The sequence below is a fragment of the Bacillus sp. FSL W8-0770 genome (assembly GCF_038008705.1).
Classification (GTDB): domain Bacteria; phylum Bacillota; class Bacilli; order Bacillales; family Bacillaceae_G; genus Bacillus_A; species Bacillus_A cereus.
In genome coordinates this window covers 12,501-27,500 of sequence record NZ_JBBOZR010000001.1, presented here as the reverse complement: position 1 = coordinate 27,500, position 15,000 = coordinate 12,501, and the positions used below count along the sequence as shown (strand labels likewise).

The following is a 15,000-nucleotide window of genomic DNA, read 5'->3' as shown; positions in this document are numbered from 1 at the left end:
ATCGCACCACGTAACACATGATATACACCTTGATACTCTTTCATTTTTTCCATCGCGATTACATCTTTCGGTTCTTGTACGACACAAACAACTGATTGATCTCGATGTGAATCATTACAAATATAACAAGGATCACGATCAGTAATATGTCCGCATACAGAACAGTACGCTAAATCTCGCTTCGCATTTACAAGTGCTTTCGCGAAACCTAACACATCATCTTCTTTCATATCTAATACGAAAAATGCCAATCGAACCGCTGTTTTCGGTCCGATACCTGGCAACTTCATAAAACTATCGATTAGTTTTGATATTGGTTCTGGATAATGCATGTATCAATATCCTCCTAGAACATTCCACCTGGTAAGTTTAAGCCTTTTGTAAATTTACCCATTGTAGAGTTTGAAAGCTCATCAGCCTTTTTAAGTGCATCATTTGTTGCAGCTAATACTAAGTCTTGTAGCATTTCGATATCTTCTGGATCTACAACTTCTTCTTTAATCTTCACTTCAAGAATTTGCTTGTGACCATTTGCGATAACTGTAATCATTCCGCCGCCAGCTGTACCTTCAACTGTTTTTTCACCAAGCTCTTCTTGTGCTTTCGCCATGTCCTTTTGCATCTTTTGCATTTGTTTCATCATGTTATTCATATTTCCCATTCCGCCACGCATCATAATTAATTCCTCCTAATTATTATTACTCTTTTATTTCAATGAGTTCTTGCCCTACTAATTTCACTGCCTCTTCTATAAGAGGGTCTTCCCTTTTCTCTGGGCTTTCTTCAGACTCTCCACCTTCACGTTGTAAAAAGTCTTCACGGATTTTACCCCATTCACTTTTTGGAATGGCAATCATATTTAACCTTTTACTTAGCAATTCAAATAAAGCTTGTTCTACTGTATCCATAGCTTCTCGATTTTCGCTCGCCATCTTACAATGAATCTCATATTGAAATGCTAAAACGTAAGTGTCATCTGAAGCTGCCACTGGTTCGCTATTTTCTAGTAAAACAGCAAACGCTACTTTGTTATATGATTTGAGTCTTCCTAACAACTCACCCCATACAGCTTTTAATTGTTCTAAATCTTGACGCTTCGCTTGTTTTAATACTTCATTTACACGTCCGACAGGAATCTTCATACTTCCTGTTCTTACCGGCTTTGGTGTTGCACGTGTCTCTCTTACTTCCTGTTGTACACCAGCTGGCACACCGTTCTTTTTAACTTGCTCTAACTCTTTCTCCAGTTGCTGCATCCTGTTCATAATTGCTTGCAAACGATCTGTACCATTTGCTTGCATCATAAACTGTTGACACAATTGCACCATAACAACTTCTAAGAAAATACGCGGATGATTTGTCCACTTCATTTCCTGTTGTCCCTTACTAAGGGTATGAATAATCTCATAGATCACTTCCGGTTGCATTTCTTCACTCAACTTACGGAATTGATCATCTACAATTACTCGTTCCAACATATGTTCTAGTTGCGGTGAAGTTTGATATAAAAGCATATCACGATAATAGTAAATGAAATCCTCCATAAAACGAACTGGATCCTTCCCTTTACTCATCATTTCATCTATGATTTGCAATGCTCTTGATACATCATTTTCACGTATGCATTCTACTAAATTGCCTAAGTATTGCTGAGAAACAGATCCTGTTACGGCCAATACATCTTCTGTCGTAACGGTCTCATCACTATAAGATATAGCCTGATCAATAAGACTAAGTGCGTCACGCATACCACCTTCAGCAGCACGCGCAACAATTTGTAATGCCTCATCTTCCACTTGCGTACCTTCATTTGTCACGACCGTTGATAATCTCTCAACAATATCATTCACTGATATTTTTCGGAATTCAAAACGCTGACAACGTGAAATAATTGTAGGCGGGATCTTATGAGGTTCTGTTGTCGCCAAAATAAAGATAACATGTCCTGGCGGCTCTTCTAAGGTTTTTAAAAGCGCATTGAATGCACCCATAGAAAGCATGTGAACTTCATCAATAATGTATACTTTATATTCTACAGCACTTGGAGCATATTTTACTTTATCTCTAATATCTCGAATTTCATCTACACCGTTATTTGAAGCCGCATCAATTTCTAATACATCTGAAATGGATCCTTGTGTAATTCCTAAACAAGAAGGACATTCATTACAAGGTTCAGCTACCGGAGCATGTTCACAGTTAATTGCTTTTGCAAATACTTTTGCAATTGTCGTTTTTCCCGTTCCCCTCGGGCCAGAAAATAAATAAGCATGTGAAACTTTCTCTTGAAGAAGGGCATTTTGCAACGTTTTTGTTACGTGCTTTTGACCGACTACATCTTCGAACTTTTGCGGTCTCCATGTTCGGTATAACGCTTGGTATGACACGAAAATACGGCCTCCCTCAAAGGTTATTATCTCATTTATTATAACCCATTCTGTTTATAGATTCCAAAAGTTATTTTCTATACAAAAAACTCACCTTTGTATTAAGGTGAGTTTTGTATACATATATAACTGCCGTGCACCCTCCGTCGATTACGTACCATAAGCGTTACTCAAGCAGTTAGCTCGGTTCAGGCACTCCTGCGGCACACGAGAAGACCCGCTTATTGCTGCTTCCTTCCGGACCTGACAAGGTTCACGGGGTCCCGTTGCGCAGGACCCAAACGTCAACACCACTTACTTAAGGCAGACCTTACAGCAACATAACCTCGAGAGGGGATTCGGCCTCGCTAGAGCGGATTGCGAGTATAGGGCACCGCTACCTCCCCGCTTAGCACGGCAAAGTTAAAACCAATATTCGGTTGCCTTCATTAAAGGCATTATCAGTATAACTTGTTTCTTTATAAAATGCAAATACGTTAGTTCCCAGTATTCTTCTCTAATTTTTTTATTGCTTTTCTTTTTTTACGAAGTTCTCTAAAAAAGCTTGTTAACAACGTACCGCATTCTTCCTCTAGTACACCAGATACTACTTCACATTGATGATTGAAGCGTTCATCCGTTAAAAGATTCATCAATGTCCCTGCACATCCGCCCTTAGGATCACTTGCACCATATACAACTCGCTTCACTCGTGATAAAACAATTCCACCCGCACACATTGGACAAGGTTCTAATGTTACATACAATGTTGCATCTTCTAAACGCCATGTCCCTAATTTTTTACATGCCTCATCTATCGCTAGCAACTCAGCATGAGCTATTGATCTCTGCTCAGTTTCCCTTAAATTATGGGCAACACTAATTACCTCACCATCTAACACTATAACTGCTCCAATTGGTACTTCCTGTATTTCCTCTGCCTTTTTAGCTTCTTCTATCGCTAATTGCATAAAATAAATATCTTGATCTTGTTCCATAACATAGTCCTTTCATTACAAATAAAGTACACTTATTTCCATTTACTACACAGGGGATAACTTTTACAAATTCAATCCACCCTAAAAGAAAAAAGAGAGGGGATTACATATGAAAAATACCGCCTTGCTCATTATCGATATGATTAATGACTTTCAATTTTCCCACGGACCCATTCTAGCTAAAAAATGTGAAATTATAACAAACCCTATTTTACAATTAAAGAAAAAAATGAAATCCTTCGGCTGTCCTATAATTTACGTTAATGACCATTATCAACTTTGGAGATCTGATATCGACCAACTTATTACTCATTGTACAAATGAATATAGCGAAAGCATAATCCATAAGATTGCTCCAAGTTCTGATGATTACATTTTTATTAAACCACATTATTCCGCTTTTTATGAAACACCTTTAAATTCATTACTAGGTTATTTAAAAATAGAAAATCTAATATTAACAGGGGTTGCCGGAAATATATGTATCCTATTTACAGCTAATGATGCTCATATGAGAAATTATACATTGTATGTACCAGAGGATTGTATCGCCTCTAACAACGACCAAGATAATATACATGCTTTAAAAATAATGGAAACTACATTGAAAGCAACTATAACATCATCAACCAAAATAAAATTTAATTAATACATATATCTATTTTCTAACTTTTTATATCAAATTAACCCGCTCGCTTCCCTCTTGTGCTACAATAATTCTGTTTTGTGTTTTTAGTAGTCACGGTAAATCACTGATTGAAAGGAGGAAACAGCGTGACCGGAGTACCATTTATCACGGTTGAAGGACCAATTGGTGTTGGAAAAACTTCACTTGCGAAGGAAATTTCAACTCACATGCAACTCCACTTACTAAAAGAGATTGTTGATGAAAATCCCTTTTTAGGAAAGTTCTATGAAGACATCGACGAATGGAGTTTTCAAACAGAGATGTTCTTTCTTTGTAATAGATACAAACAATTAGAAGACATTAACATAAAGTATTTGAATCAAAGGAAACCAGTAGTAGCGGATTACCATATCTTTAAAAATTTAATTTTTGCATCCCGCACATTAAAAGACTCCCAATATGACAAATACATGCAAATTTATCGTATCCTTACACAAGATATGCCTGTGCCAAATGTCATTGTTTATTTAACAGCTAGCCTAGAAACATTGCAAAAACGAATCGCCATGCGCGGAAGAGAATTTGAAAAAAACATGGATCCAAATTACTTACTACAACTCACAAAAGATTATGAAACAGCAATGGATGCTTTTAAAAAAGATCATCCGGAAATACCAGTATTGAAATTTAATGGAGACGATATGGATTTTGTAAAAAATCCTGATGATTTAAACGTCATCCTATCTGCCCTTCAAAATACTCTCTTAAAGGAGTCGAAATAATAATGAATTTAAGGCAAAAATATGATATACCCAATGACGCAGTAATCACTATCGCCGGAACGGTAGGTGTGGGTAAATCAACTATGACAACTGCATTAGCTAATGCTTTAGGTTATCGCACATCATTTGAAAAAGTAGATTCCAATCCATATTTGGACAAGTTCTATGCGGACTTCACTCGCTGGAGCTTCCACCTACAAGTGTACTTTTTAGCAGAACGATTTAAGGAACAAAAAAGAATTTTTGAATATGGTGGCGGTTTTGTTCAAGATCGTTCCATTTACGAAGACACTGGAATTTTCGCAAAGATGCATCATGAAAAAGGAACAATGACGGAAACTGATTATGAAACATACAAAGGTTTATTTGACGCTATGGTCATGACTCCTTACTTCCCTCATCCAGACTTATTAATTTACTTAGAAGGTTCTTTCGATGATATTGTCGATCGTATTCAAGAACGCGGGCGCCCAATGGAACAGCAAACACCAATTGAGTACTGGAAAGAAATGCATGGACGTTATGAAAACTGGATTAACAACTTTAATTCATGCCCTGTATTACGCTTAAATATTAATGAGTACGATATTTTAAAAGATAGTGATTCAATCGAACCAATCATTAAAAAAATTGGCCATTTTTTAAAACAAACACGTAAACTTGTAAAATAAAAAACCCGTGCATATGCACGGGTTTTCCTATTAAATTACTTCTTCTTTGTTGGAGCAATAATTTCACTCTCAGGTTTTCCTGCGTTAATGCGCTGACGAACAGTACTTGTACTAATATCGTATACTTCAGCAATTTCTTTAACAGTCATTTCTTTCCCGTTAATTACTGCCGTTAATACTTTACCTGTACGTTTTGGAGCCGCCGCTTTCTTTACAGCTGCTTTTTTAACTTGTTTTGGCGCCTCTACTTTACTCGTAGCTTGTTTTACATCACAAGTACAACCACAAAGTTTACGGAATGTATCATCACTAATAATGCGTGATACGTTTGCACCACTGTTTAAAATTCTATTGTTCTTACAGACAGGACATTGTACATAATATAAAGTTTTTCCATCTAAAGGAAACGTTTGTATAATAAGATCCATGTTGACTCCTTTCATATCTATGAAGATAATCATCGGAATATGAGTGTGTAATAAGGACAAAATTACCTTACACCATACTTTATGATTGGTTTTAAAATAAAAACTCGTTACGTGTTGGTAACGAGTTCTCCAATCTCCACTTATATGCGCTGTTGTCAATTATATCTGGAGGAGGTAGAGGGATTCGAACCCCCGCGCGACTCTCGCCGCCTGTCGGTTTTCAAGACCGATCCCTTCAGCCAGACTTGGGTATACCTCCATATTGACATCAAATATAATATCAAAAGAAAAACAGTTAGTCAACCCTACTAAAATAAATTATGAGGAAAGGAAAATTTTACTTTCCCCTTCCTACATTACAGTACTGACAACGCTCATAATTACCAATCACTCATACCGATGAATGTTTAAATTTACTTAATAACTGTTTTTCCTCCCATATAAGGGCGAAGAACTTCTGGAATTATAATTGTACCATCTTCTTGTTGGTAGTTCTCTAAAATAGCTGCAACCGTACGTCCGATTGCAAGACCAGATCCATTTAATGTATGAACATGTTCTGGTTTTCCATTTGGCTCACGGCGGAAACGGATATTTGCACGTCTCGCTTGGAAAGCTTCAAAATTACTACAAGAAGAAATTTCACGATATGTGCCATAGCTTGGAATCCATACTTCAATATCGTATTTCTTCGCTGCTGTAAATCCTAAATCGCCTGTGCACATGCTCATAACGCGATATGGCAACTCTAATAATTGTAACACGCGTTCTGCATCATTTGTTAATTTTTCTAATTCTTCATAAGAATCTTCTGGTTTTACGAACTTCACAAGCTCTACTTTATTGAACTGATGCTGGCGAATTAAGCCACGTGTATCACGACCAGCTGAACCTGCTTCAGAACGGAAGCAAGAGCTAAATGCAGCATATCTTATAGGCAATTGCTCTTTATTTAAAATCTCATCACGATGCATATTCGTTACAGGTACTTCAGCTGTTGGAATTAAGAAGTAATCTTCACTTTCAATACGGAATGCATCTTCTTCAAACTTTGGAAGTTGTCCTGTTCCCGTCATACTTGCACGGTTTACCATATATGGAGGTAATACTTCTTCATATCCATGCTCATCAGTATGAAGATCAAGCATAAAGCTAATTAAAGCACGCTCTAATCTTGCACCAGCACCTTTGTAAAATACGAAGCGGCTTCCTGTTACTTTCCCAGCGCGTTCAAAATCTAAAATTCCTAAATCAGTAGCAAGATCCCAATGTGGTTTTGGCTCAAAAGTAAATTCTTTCACTTCTCCCCAAGTACGTGCTACTACATTATCATCCTCTGTTTCACCAACTGGAGCAGATTCATGAGGGATATTTGGAATAGATAACATTAATCTTTCTAAGTCTTCTTCAACTGTACGAAGTTCGTTATCAAGATCCTTTACTTTTTCTCCAACCTCACGCATTTCTAAAATTAGAGCTTCTGCATCTTTCTTTTCGCGCTTTAATACAGAAATTTGTTGAGATACTTCGTTACGTTTACTTTTTAATTCTTCTGTCTGAACAAGTAGTTCTCTTCTTCTCGTATCAAGTTCTTCAAAACGGCCGAAATCAGTTAAATCTTCGCCTCTATGCTGTAATTTCGCTTTTACTTCTTCAAAGTTTGTACGTAAAAATTTAATATCAAGCATTATATACTCCTCCTTTTATTTTATAAAACACAAAAAACTCCCGTCCCTATATAAAGGGACGGGAGTTAACCCGCGTTGCCACCCTAGTTGAAAGCATTACCGCTTTCCTCTCAAGTAGAAATAACGGCTCTTCACCGGGAATGCTTACTAATCCAAAAGATATTCCACATTCCATTCCAGGATGGATTCACAAACTGTTTCTATCGATTTCCACCAACCATCGACTCTCTATAAGAAACGACATTTGTTACTATTTCCTATCAACACGCTTATTTTATAAAATTGTTACCATCAATTTACTATAATCTTATACAAGTTGCAAGTTACTTATACAACTTTTTTCATTTTCGCTTCTTTTACCATTTCAACAAAGTATGCTGTCACACGATGATCATCTGTTAATTCCGGATGGAATGAAGCAGCTAAAAACTGATCTTGTCTTACCGCTACCATTCGGTCACCATGCTTAGAAAGCACTTCAACATTATCAGCTACTTCTACAACATACGGCGCACGGATAAATACACCAATGAAGTCTTCACCCACGCCTTCAATTGAAAGCGCAGCTTCAAAACTATCCTTTTGGCGTCCGAACGCATTGCGCTCAACTGTAATATCCATAGCACCAATATGTGCTTCTTCATAGCCAATAAGTGTTTTTGCAAGAAGAATCATCCCTGCACACGTACCAAACATTGGTTTACCAGACTTTGCAAATGTACGAAGTGGTTCCATGAAAGCATACTTATCAATAAGACGGCGCATTGTTGTACTTTCACCGCCTGGTAAAATAAGACCATCAATCTCTTCAAGTTGCTCTATACGCTTTACAACAACAGCTTCTGCACCACTTGCTTCAACTGATTTTACATGCTCACGAACTGCACCTTGAAGACCTAGTACACCTATTTTCACCATTTTAAAGTTCTCCTTTAATTACCATCCACGCTCTTGCATGCGTTGTTCTGGTAATAACGTTGAAATTTCGACACCCTTCATTGCATTACCTAATCCTTTAGAAAGGCTTGCAATTAGTTCGTAATCTTCATAATGAGTCGTTGCTTCAACGATTGCACGTGCAAATTTCTCTGGGTTTTCTGATTTGAAGATACCAGATCCAACAAATACCCCATCAGCACCAAGTTGCATCATTAATGCTGCATCTGCTGGTGTTGCTACACCACCTGCCGCAAAGTTTACAACTGGTAAGCGACCAAGACGTTTAATTTCAAGTAATACTTCGTAAGGAGCGCCAGTATTTTTTGCATATGTCATTAACTCATCTTCACGTAGACTCGCAACTTGACGGATTTCTGCATTGACTTGGCGCATATGACGCACTGCCTCTACAATGTTTCCTGTTCCTGGTTCACCTTTTGTACGAAGCATAGATGCACCTTCTGCAATACGACGTGCAGCTTCTCCGATATCACGGCAACCACATACAAATGGAACTGTGTAATCACGTTTATTTAAATGGTATACTTCATCAGCAGGAGTTAATACTTCACTCTCATCGATATAGTCTACCCCTAATGATTCTAATACACGTGCTTCTACAAGGTGACCGATACGGCATTTTGCCATAACCGGAATTGACACCGCACCCATAACTTCTTCAACAATTGTTGGGTCTGCCATACGAGAAACGCCACCTGCTGCACGAATATCTGCTGGTACACGCTCTAATGCCATAACGGCAACTGCGCCTGCCTCTTCTGCAATTTTTGCTTGTTCAGCGTTAACTACGTCCATAATAACGCCGCCTTTTTGCATTTCTGCCATTCCACGTTTTACACGTTCTGTCCCTGTTACATTTGTCATGTACAAAAACCCCCCTAGGTGAATTGCTTTCCCCCGTTAAAGGCGAAAATTAAGAATACTCTTACATTCTACCACTAACTATCAGATGCTTGTCTACTACTTTTTCATAAAGTCGGTATGAAAAATAGGAATAAAAAAAAGCTCCTATCATGAGGAGCTTTTAAAACCAACCTTTTACTGTATCAACAGCACTATTCCACATGCCACTAAAGAATGAACCAATTCCGCGCATAGCACGAGTAAACCAGTTTGCTTCTTCTACTTCAGATGTTGTTACAAGATCCACTTGCAGTGACTTACCAGTTAAAAATCCAGGGTCGTTTGTATCTTTTGGCGTAATTACCATTTGACCAAGCGCAGCTCCCTTTTTAATAGGTGCTTCTTGTCCCTTACTTGATTCTTTTAATTCCGTTTTATAAACATCTTTACTTCCTTTTGGCACTGGAAGTGAAATTGCTTGTTTCGTTTGAACTGCTACATCTTTATCTTTCGCATTTTCTACTCGTACTGTTTCTTGTCCTTTTACTGAAGAACCTTTTTTATACATTTGTTTTACTTCAAAGTTAGCAAATCCATAATCATATAGCTTCTTTGTTTCATCAAAACGTGCTGTATGAGAACTTGTTTTAATAACTACAGAAATAAAACGCATTCCGTTTCTTTCAACCGTACCAGTGAAGCAATCTCCTGCTTCTGGAGTTGAGCCTGTTTTTAGGCCGTCTACGCCATCATATTCTTTAACTAAGCCCTTTAACATCCAGTTCCAGTTCGACATTGCAAACTTCTCTTTTTCTGGACGGAATTCTTTTTTAGGGATTTTTGCTGTATCTAACACTTTTGGATAATCTTTAATTAAATGTTGTGCTAAAGTTGCAACATCCTTTGCAGACATTTTATTTTCTTCATCCGCTGTTGTTCCTTCAGGATGCATTCCCTTTAAATCTTTATTCGTTAAACCTGTAGAATTGACAAATTTATAATTTTTCAACCCTAGTTCTTTCGATTTATCATTCATCATTTTTACGAAGTCTACTTCTTTACCTGCAATTGCTTCTGCTAATGCAATTGTTGCACCATTTGCAGAAAAGATTGCCATTGCCTCGTATAACTCTTTTACTGTATAAGAGCCACCATTTTCTAATGCAACATTTGATAATGAAGCATCTTGTGAAACCTTATATGCATATTCAGAAACCTTAATTTTCTGGTCCCACTTAAGTTTTCCTTTATCCACTGCTTCGTGAACTAAATATTCACTCATCATCTTTGTCATACTAGCAATGGATAATAATTCATCTGCATTCTTTTGATATAAAATTTTCCCAGAATTCGCTTCTACTAAAATTGCCGCACCTGCTTCAATGTTTAAAGCGGCTCCTGTTTCAGCTGATGCATTGCTATATGGCATAAAAATGCTACAAGCTAGTGTAAGCACTGTTACCAAAGCAATGAATCTTTTGCAAAACATACCTTTCACTTTTGCTACCCCCAATATCTATGTACTCACATAACCGTTATTCTAACATAATCAAAAAAAAATAGACAGAGATATCAAATCTCTGTCTATTTGTATATAAGACATTATAATGAGTAGTTTGGAGCCTCTTTTGTAATTTGTACGTGATGAGGATGACTTTCACGTAAGCCAGCACCTGACATACGAATGAATTGTGCGTTTTCGCGTAAGAATTCTAAATCCTGTGCTCCGCAATATCCCATACCTGCACGTAAGCCACCAACTAATTGGTGAACTGTATCTGCTAAAGGTCCTTTATATGGTACTCGTCCTTCAATACCTTCTGGGACAAGTTTTTTATTGCCTTCTTGGAAGTAACGATCTTTACTTCCTTTTTCCATCGCACCGACAGAACCCATACCACGATACACTTTAAATTGACGACCTTGGTAAATTTCAGTTTCTCCAGGGCTTTCTGCAACACCTGCAAACATGCTACCTAGCATAACAACATGTGCTCCTGCCGCTAAAGCTTTCACCATATCACCAGAGTACTTAATACCGCCATCAGCAATAACTGGAATGCCGTGTTTACGAGCTTCTGTTGCACAATCATAAACCGCAGTTAATTGTGGTACACCAACACCGGCTACAACGCGTGTTGTACAAATAGAACCTGGTCCAATACCAACTTTAACTACGTTTGCACCAGCTTCAATTAGTGCTTTCGTTGCTTCAGCAGTAGCAACATTTCCAGCGATAATATTTAGTGATGGATATTTAGCACGAACTTCTTTTACCTTATCAATAACACCTTTAGAATGCCCATGTGCTGTATCAAGTACAATTGCATCTACACTAGCTTTTACCAATGCATCGATGCGAAGCATAGCATCCGCTGTTACACCAACTGCTGCTCCAACTAATAAGCGTCCTTGCTTATCTTTAGCAGAGTTTGGGAATTCAATTACTTTTTCAATATCTTTTATTGTAATAAGCCCTTGTAATACACCGTTATTATCAACAAGAGGGAGTTTTTCAATTTTATACTTTTGTAGGATCTTTTCAGCTTCTTCCAGTGTAGTACCAACTGGAGCTGTAATTAATTGTTCTTTTGTCATTACGTCAGAAATTTTGATTGAGTAGTCTTGGATGAAGCGCATATCACGGTTTGTAATAATACCAACTAATTTTCGCTCATCTAAATTATTTACAACCGGTACACCTGAGATACGATATTTTCCCATAAGATGTTCTGCATCATATACTTGATGTTCTGGAGTTAAGAAGAAAGGATCTGAAATAACGCCGCTTTCAGAGCGCTTTACTTTATCAACTTGCTCTGCTTGTTGCTCAATAGACATATTCTTATGAATAATTCCTAAACCACCCTGGCGAGCCATTGCAATAGCCATGTCAGCTTCTGTTACTGTATCCATTCCTGCACTAATTAACGGGATGTTTAGCTGTAAGCTTTCAGATAAAACTGTTTTAACACTTACTTCTCTTGGTAATATATCTGACCTAGCTGGTACAAGTAATACATCATCAAAAGTCAAACCTTCTTTAACAAATTTAGATTCCCACATAATTGTTCCCCCTATGATACCAGAAATTATTATTAGTAGCTTATCAATTGGTTAAAATACTGTCAAGGACGTATATATATGTTAGAATTTTTAGACAATAAAAGGAGCGTAATATATGCATCAAACATCTTGTACTTGGCAGCAGTTAAGTTTCTTTTTTTCATCTCAAAACGTACAACGTTATCTTGCCCGTTGTTACGAAAAATCCTCTATTCAGGATGCCGAAAAAAAAAGTTTTGAAAATTGTTATCCCTTTATTTATTACTTAGAACACGGGAAAAATTATTATGAATTATATAAGACAGCTCCATTTTCCATTCAACCAATGTTGTTATTTTATGGAATTAGTCAACTTTTTAAAGCATGCCTACTAACTATTGACCCTAACTATCCTGAATCCACTACTGTTTTAGCTCATGGCGTTACAACTCGCAAACGAAAAAAACAAGGGTATCAATTTTTAGAAGATGAGGTGAAGGTACAAAAAAACGGATTATTTACTCATGTTGCAGAACAACTGTTTCACATGAAACACTTAGAAGCAGAAAAATTTAACATGTTAGAATTAATGGGAAATATTCCAGAATTACAAAATTTATTTCGTTATAGTCAAAAAGGATCAACTTTATATAAAATCGATTCAACAATTAAAAATGAGCTCTCCTTTTCAGTCAACCTACTAGATCGATTACATATGACTAAAGAGAGATTTTCTCGTTACATTGAAACATCTTGTAAGCATTTATCAATACAGCACGTACCTGAGAAGACTAATGAATCGAATTTACTTTTTACAGCGCCCATTCAATCATGGAATCCTATGTACAGTACTCCTTTATACTATGAACATCTTACTAATACTTATTATTTGCCACTTACGACTGATCCTAGAAATCCTAAGCCAATATTACCTGAACTCCTCATTCATTATTTATTGCTCTATAATTTAAGCATGATTTCTAGGTATGAAACAGATTGGTGGTATGACTTACTTGGTAGTTATAGTTCTGAAGATTATCCATTTATTTATCAATTTTTAAGTATTTCTGCTCAAAAAATCCCTTACTATATTTCAAATTTTTTATTAATGGAACCAAATCTATTTCATGGGAAATAAAAAAAACACAAGTCAAATGACTTGTGTTTTTAGTTGCTTGGCGACGTCCTACTCTCACAGGGACAAGGTCCCAACTACCATCGGCGCTAGAGAGCTTAACTTCCGTGTTCGGTATGGGAACGGGTGTGACCTCTCTGCCATCATCACCAAACTATTGAAGGCATATTCCTTCAAAACTAGATAACATCGCTACATATTATATGGTTAAGTCCTCGATCTATTAGTATTCGTCAGCTCCACATGTCACCATGCTTCCACCTCGAACCTATCAACCTGATCATCTTTCAGGGATCTTACTAGCTTACGCTATGGGAAATCTCATCTTGAGGGGGGCTTCATGCTTAGATGCTTTCAGCACTTATCCCTTCCGCACATAGCTACCCAGCTATGCCCTTGGCAGAACAACTGGTACACCAGCGGTGCGTCCATCCCGGTCCTCTCGTACTAAGGACAGCTCCTCTCAAATTTCCTACGCCCACGACGGATAGGGACCGAACTGTCTCACGACGTTCTGAACCCAGCTCGCGTACCGCTTTAATGGGCGAACAGCCCAACCCTTGGGACCGACTACAGCCCCAGGATGCGATGAGCCGACATCGAGGTGCCAAACCTCCCCGTCGATGTGGACTCTTGGGGGAGATAAGCCTGTTATCCCCGGGGTAGCTTTTATCCGTTGAGCGATGGCCCTTCCATGCGGAACCACCGGATCACTAAGCCCGACTTTCGTCCCTGCTCGACTTGTAGGTCTCGCAGTCAAGCTCCCTTATGCCTTTGCACTCTACGAATGATTTCCAACCATTCTGAGGGAACCTTTGGGCGCCTCCGTTACACTTTAGGAGGCGACCGCCCCAGTCAAACTGCCCACCTGACACTGTCTCCCGGGTCGATAAGACCCGTAGGTTAGAATTTCAATACAGTCAGGGCGGTATCCCACCAGCGCCTCCACCGAAGCTAGCGCTCCGGTTTCAATGGCTCCCGCCTATCCTGTACAAACTGTACCAAAATTCAATATCAGGCTACAGTAAAGCTCCACGGGGTCTTTCCGTCCTGTCGCGGGTAACCTGCATCTTCACAGGTACTATAATTTCACCGAGTCTCTGGTTGAGACAGTGCCCAAATCGTTACACCTTTCGTGCGGGTCGGAACTTACCCGACAAGGAATTTCGCTACCTTAGGACCGTTATAGTTACGGCCGCCGTTTACTGGGGCTTCAGTTCAGAGCTTCGCTTACGCTAACCCCTCTCCTTAACCTTCCAGCACCGGGCAGGTGTCACCCCCTATACTTCGCCTTACGGCTTCGCAGAGAGCTGTGTTTTTGCTAAACAGTCGCTTGGGCCTATTCACTGCGGCTTTCCGTTAAGAAAGCACCCCTTCTCCCGAAGTTACGGGGTCATTTTGCCGAGTTCCTTAACCAGAGTTCTCTCGCACACCTTAGGATTCTCTCCTCGCCTAC

At 38.4% G+C, this 15,000-nt stretch carries 14 protein-coding genes, 1 tRNA gene, 2 rRNA genes, 1 other RNA gene and 1 other annotated feature (2 of these 19 running past the window's edge); of the genes, 4 read left to right on the top strand and 14 right to left on the bottom strand.

Annotated features, from left to right (window positions below):
* The 5 genes from recR to tadA form a co-directional block, all read right to left on the bottom strand.
* Window positions 1-332, bottom strand: partial view of a recombination protein RecR gene (gene recR / locus NST27_RS00135; protein ID WP_000559169.1) — the 5' portion only. Its footprint begins 265 nt before the window's first position; 332 of the gene's 597 nt are visible here — the first part of the coding sequence; its start codon is at window positions 330-332; its stop codon lies off the left edge, out of view.
* Between the two features lie 14 nt (window positions 333-346).
* Window positions 347-673 (bottom strand): YbaB/EbfC family nucleoid-associated protein, encoded by a 327-nt coding sequence (locus NST27_RS00130; protein WP_014894853.1) that lies wholly within the window; start codon window positions 671-673, stop codon window positions 347-349.
* Window positions 674-698: 25 nt separating this feature from the next.
* Window positions 699-2,387: a DNA polymerase III subunit gamma/tau gene (dnaX, locus tag NST27_RS00125; RefSeq protein ID WP_000121577.1), complete on the bottom strand. Its 1,689-nt coding sequence runs from the start codon at window positions 2,385-2,387 to the stop codon at window positions 699-701.
* Window positions 2,388-2,519: 132 nt separating this feature from the next.
* An RNA gene (gene ffs, locus NST27_RS00120) (signal recognition particle sRNA large type) lies at window positions 2,520-2,784 on the bottom strand.
* Between the two features lie 79 nt (window positions 2,785-2,863).
* Window positions 2,864-3,364 (bottom strand): tRNA adenosine(34) deaminase TadA, encoded by a 501-nt coding sequence (gene tadA / locus NST27_RS00115; protein ID WP_000434332.1) that lies wholly within the window; start codon window positions 3,362-3,364, stop codon window positions 2,864-2,866.
* 109 nt (window positions 3,365-3,473) lie between these two features.
* On the opposite strand from tadA, the gene NST27_RS00110 reads away from it, so the two are divergent.
* The 3 genes from NST27_RS00110 (at window position 3,474) to NST27_RS00100 (ending at window position 5,445) form a co-directional block, all read left to right on the top strand.
* Window positions 3,474-4,013 (top strand): isochorismatase family cysteine hydrolase, encoded by a 540-nt coding sequence (locus tag NST27_RS00110; RefSeq protein ID WP_000798713.1) that lies wholly within the window; start codon window positions 3,474-3,476, stop codon window positions 4,011-4,013.
* 125 nt (window positions 4,014-4,138) lie between these two features.
* Entirely contained in the window at window positions 4,139-4,774 is a 636-nt protein-coding gene (locus NST27_RS00105) for a deoxynucleoside kinase (protein ID WP_000148218.1), read from the top strand.
* A 2-nt stretch (window positions 4,775-4,776) separates the two neighbouring features.
* The gene (locus NST27_RS00100) at window positions 4,777-5,445 is read left to right on the top strand and encodes a deoxynucleoside kinase (RefSeq protein ID WP_001053587.1); all 669 of its coding nucleotides are present in this window, start codon (window positions 4,777-4,779) and stop codon (window positions 5,443-5,445) included.
* Between the two features lie 35 nt (window positions 5,446-5,480).
* On the opposite strand, the gene NST27_RS00095 is transcribed toward NST27_RS00100, so the two are convergent.
* The 7 genes from NST27_RS00095 to guaB all read right to left on the bottom strand — a co-directional run bounded on the left by NST27_RS00095 (window position 5,481) and on the right by guaB (window position 12,430).
* Window positions 5,481-5,873 (bottom strand): DUF3797 domain-containing protein, encoded by a 393-nt coding sequence (locus NST27_RS00095; RefSeq protein ID WP_047385490.1) that lies wholly within the window; start codon window positions 5,871-5,873, stop codon window positions 5,481-5,483.
* 166 nt (window positions 5,874-6,039) lie between these two features.
* Window positions 6,040-6,132: transfer RNA gene (locus NST27_RS00090), tRNA-Ser, on the bottom strand.
* Between the two features lie 154 nt (window positions 6,133-6,286).
* Window positions 6,287-7,561, bottom strand: coding sequence for a serine--tRNA ligase (serS, locus tag NST27_RS00085; protein WP_000884186.1), 1,275 nt, complete (start codon window positions 7,559-7,561; stop codon window positions 6,287-6,289).
* A gap of 51 nt (window positions 7,562-7,612) precedes the next feature.
* Window positions 7,613-7,834, bottom strand: a binding site (T-box leader).
* A 54-nt stretch (window positions 7,835-7,888) separates the two neighbouring features.
* Window positions 7,889-8,479 (bottom strand): pyridoxal 5'-phosphate synthase glutaminase subunit PdxT, encoded by a 591-nt coding sequence (gene pdxT / locus NST27_RS00080; RefSeq protein WP_000238783.1) that lies wholly within the window; start codon window positions 8,477-8,479, stop codon window positions 7,889-7,891.
* 18 nt (window positions 8,480-8,497) lie between these two features.
* A complete protein-coding gene (gene pdxS / locus NST27_RS00075; RefSeq protein WP_000186165.1) occupies window positions 8,498-9,385 on the bottom strand; it encodes a pyridoxal 5'-phosphate synthase lyase subunit PdxS in 888 nt (295 codons plus the stop codon).
* 160 nt (window positions 9,386-9,545) lie between these two features.
* A complete protein-coding gene (dacA, locus tag NST27_RS00070) occupies window positions 9,546-10,853 on the bottom strand; it encodes a D-alanyl-D-alanine carboxypeptidase DacA (RefSeq protein WP_125653127.1) in 1,308 nt (435 codons plus the stop codon).
* Between the two features lie 113 nt (window positions 10,854-10,966).
* A complete protein-coding gene (gene guaB / locus NST27_RS00065) occupies window positions 10,967-12,430 on the bottom strand; it encodes an IMP dehydrogenase (RefSeq protein WP_000264088.1) in 1,464 nt (487 codons plus the stop codon).
* A 115-nt stretch (window positions 12,431-12,545) separates the two neighbouring features.
* Here guaB and NST27_RS00060 point away from each other — a divergent pair, with 115 nt between their 5' ends.
* Window positions 12,546-13,547 carry a YaaC family protein gene (locus NST27_RS00060; protein ID WP_000554288.1) on the top strand — a complete coding sequence of 334 codons (1,002 nt, stop codon included), beginning with the start codon at window positions 12,546-12,548 and terminating at the stop codon, window positions 13,545-13,547.
* 35 nt (window positions 13,548-13,582) lie between these two features.
* Here the strand turns inward: NST27_RS00060 and rrf are convergent.
* A 5S ribosomal RNA gene (rrf, locus tag NST27_RS00055) occupies window positions 13,583-13,698 on the bottom strand.
* Between the two features lie 49 nt (window positions 13,699-13,747).
* A 23S ribosomal RNA gene (locus NST27_RS00050) occupies window positions 13,748-15,000 on the bottom strand; it runs 1,670 nt beyond the window's last position.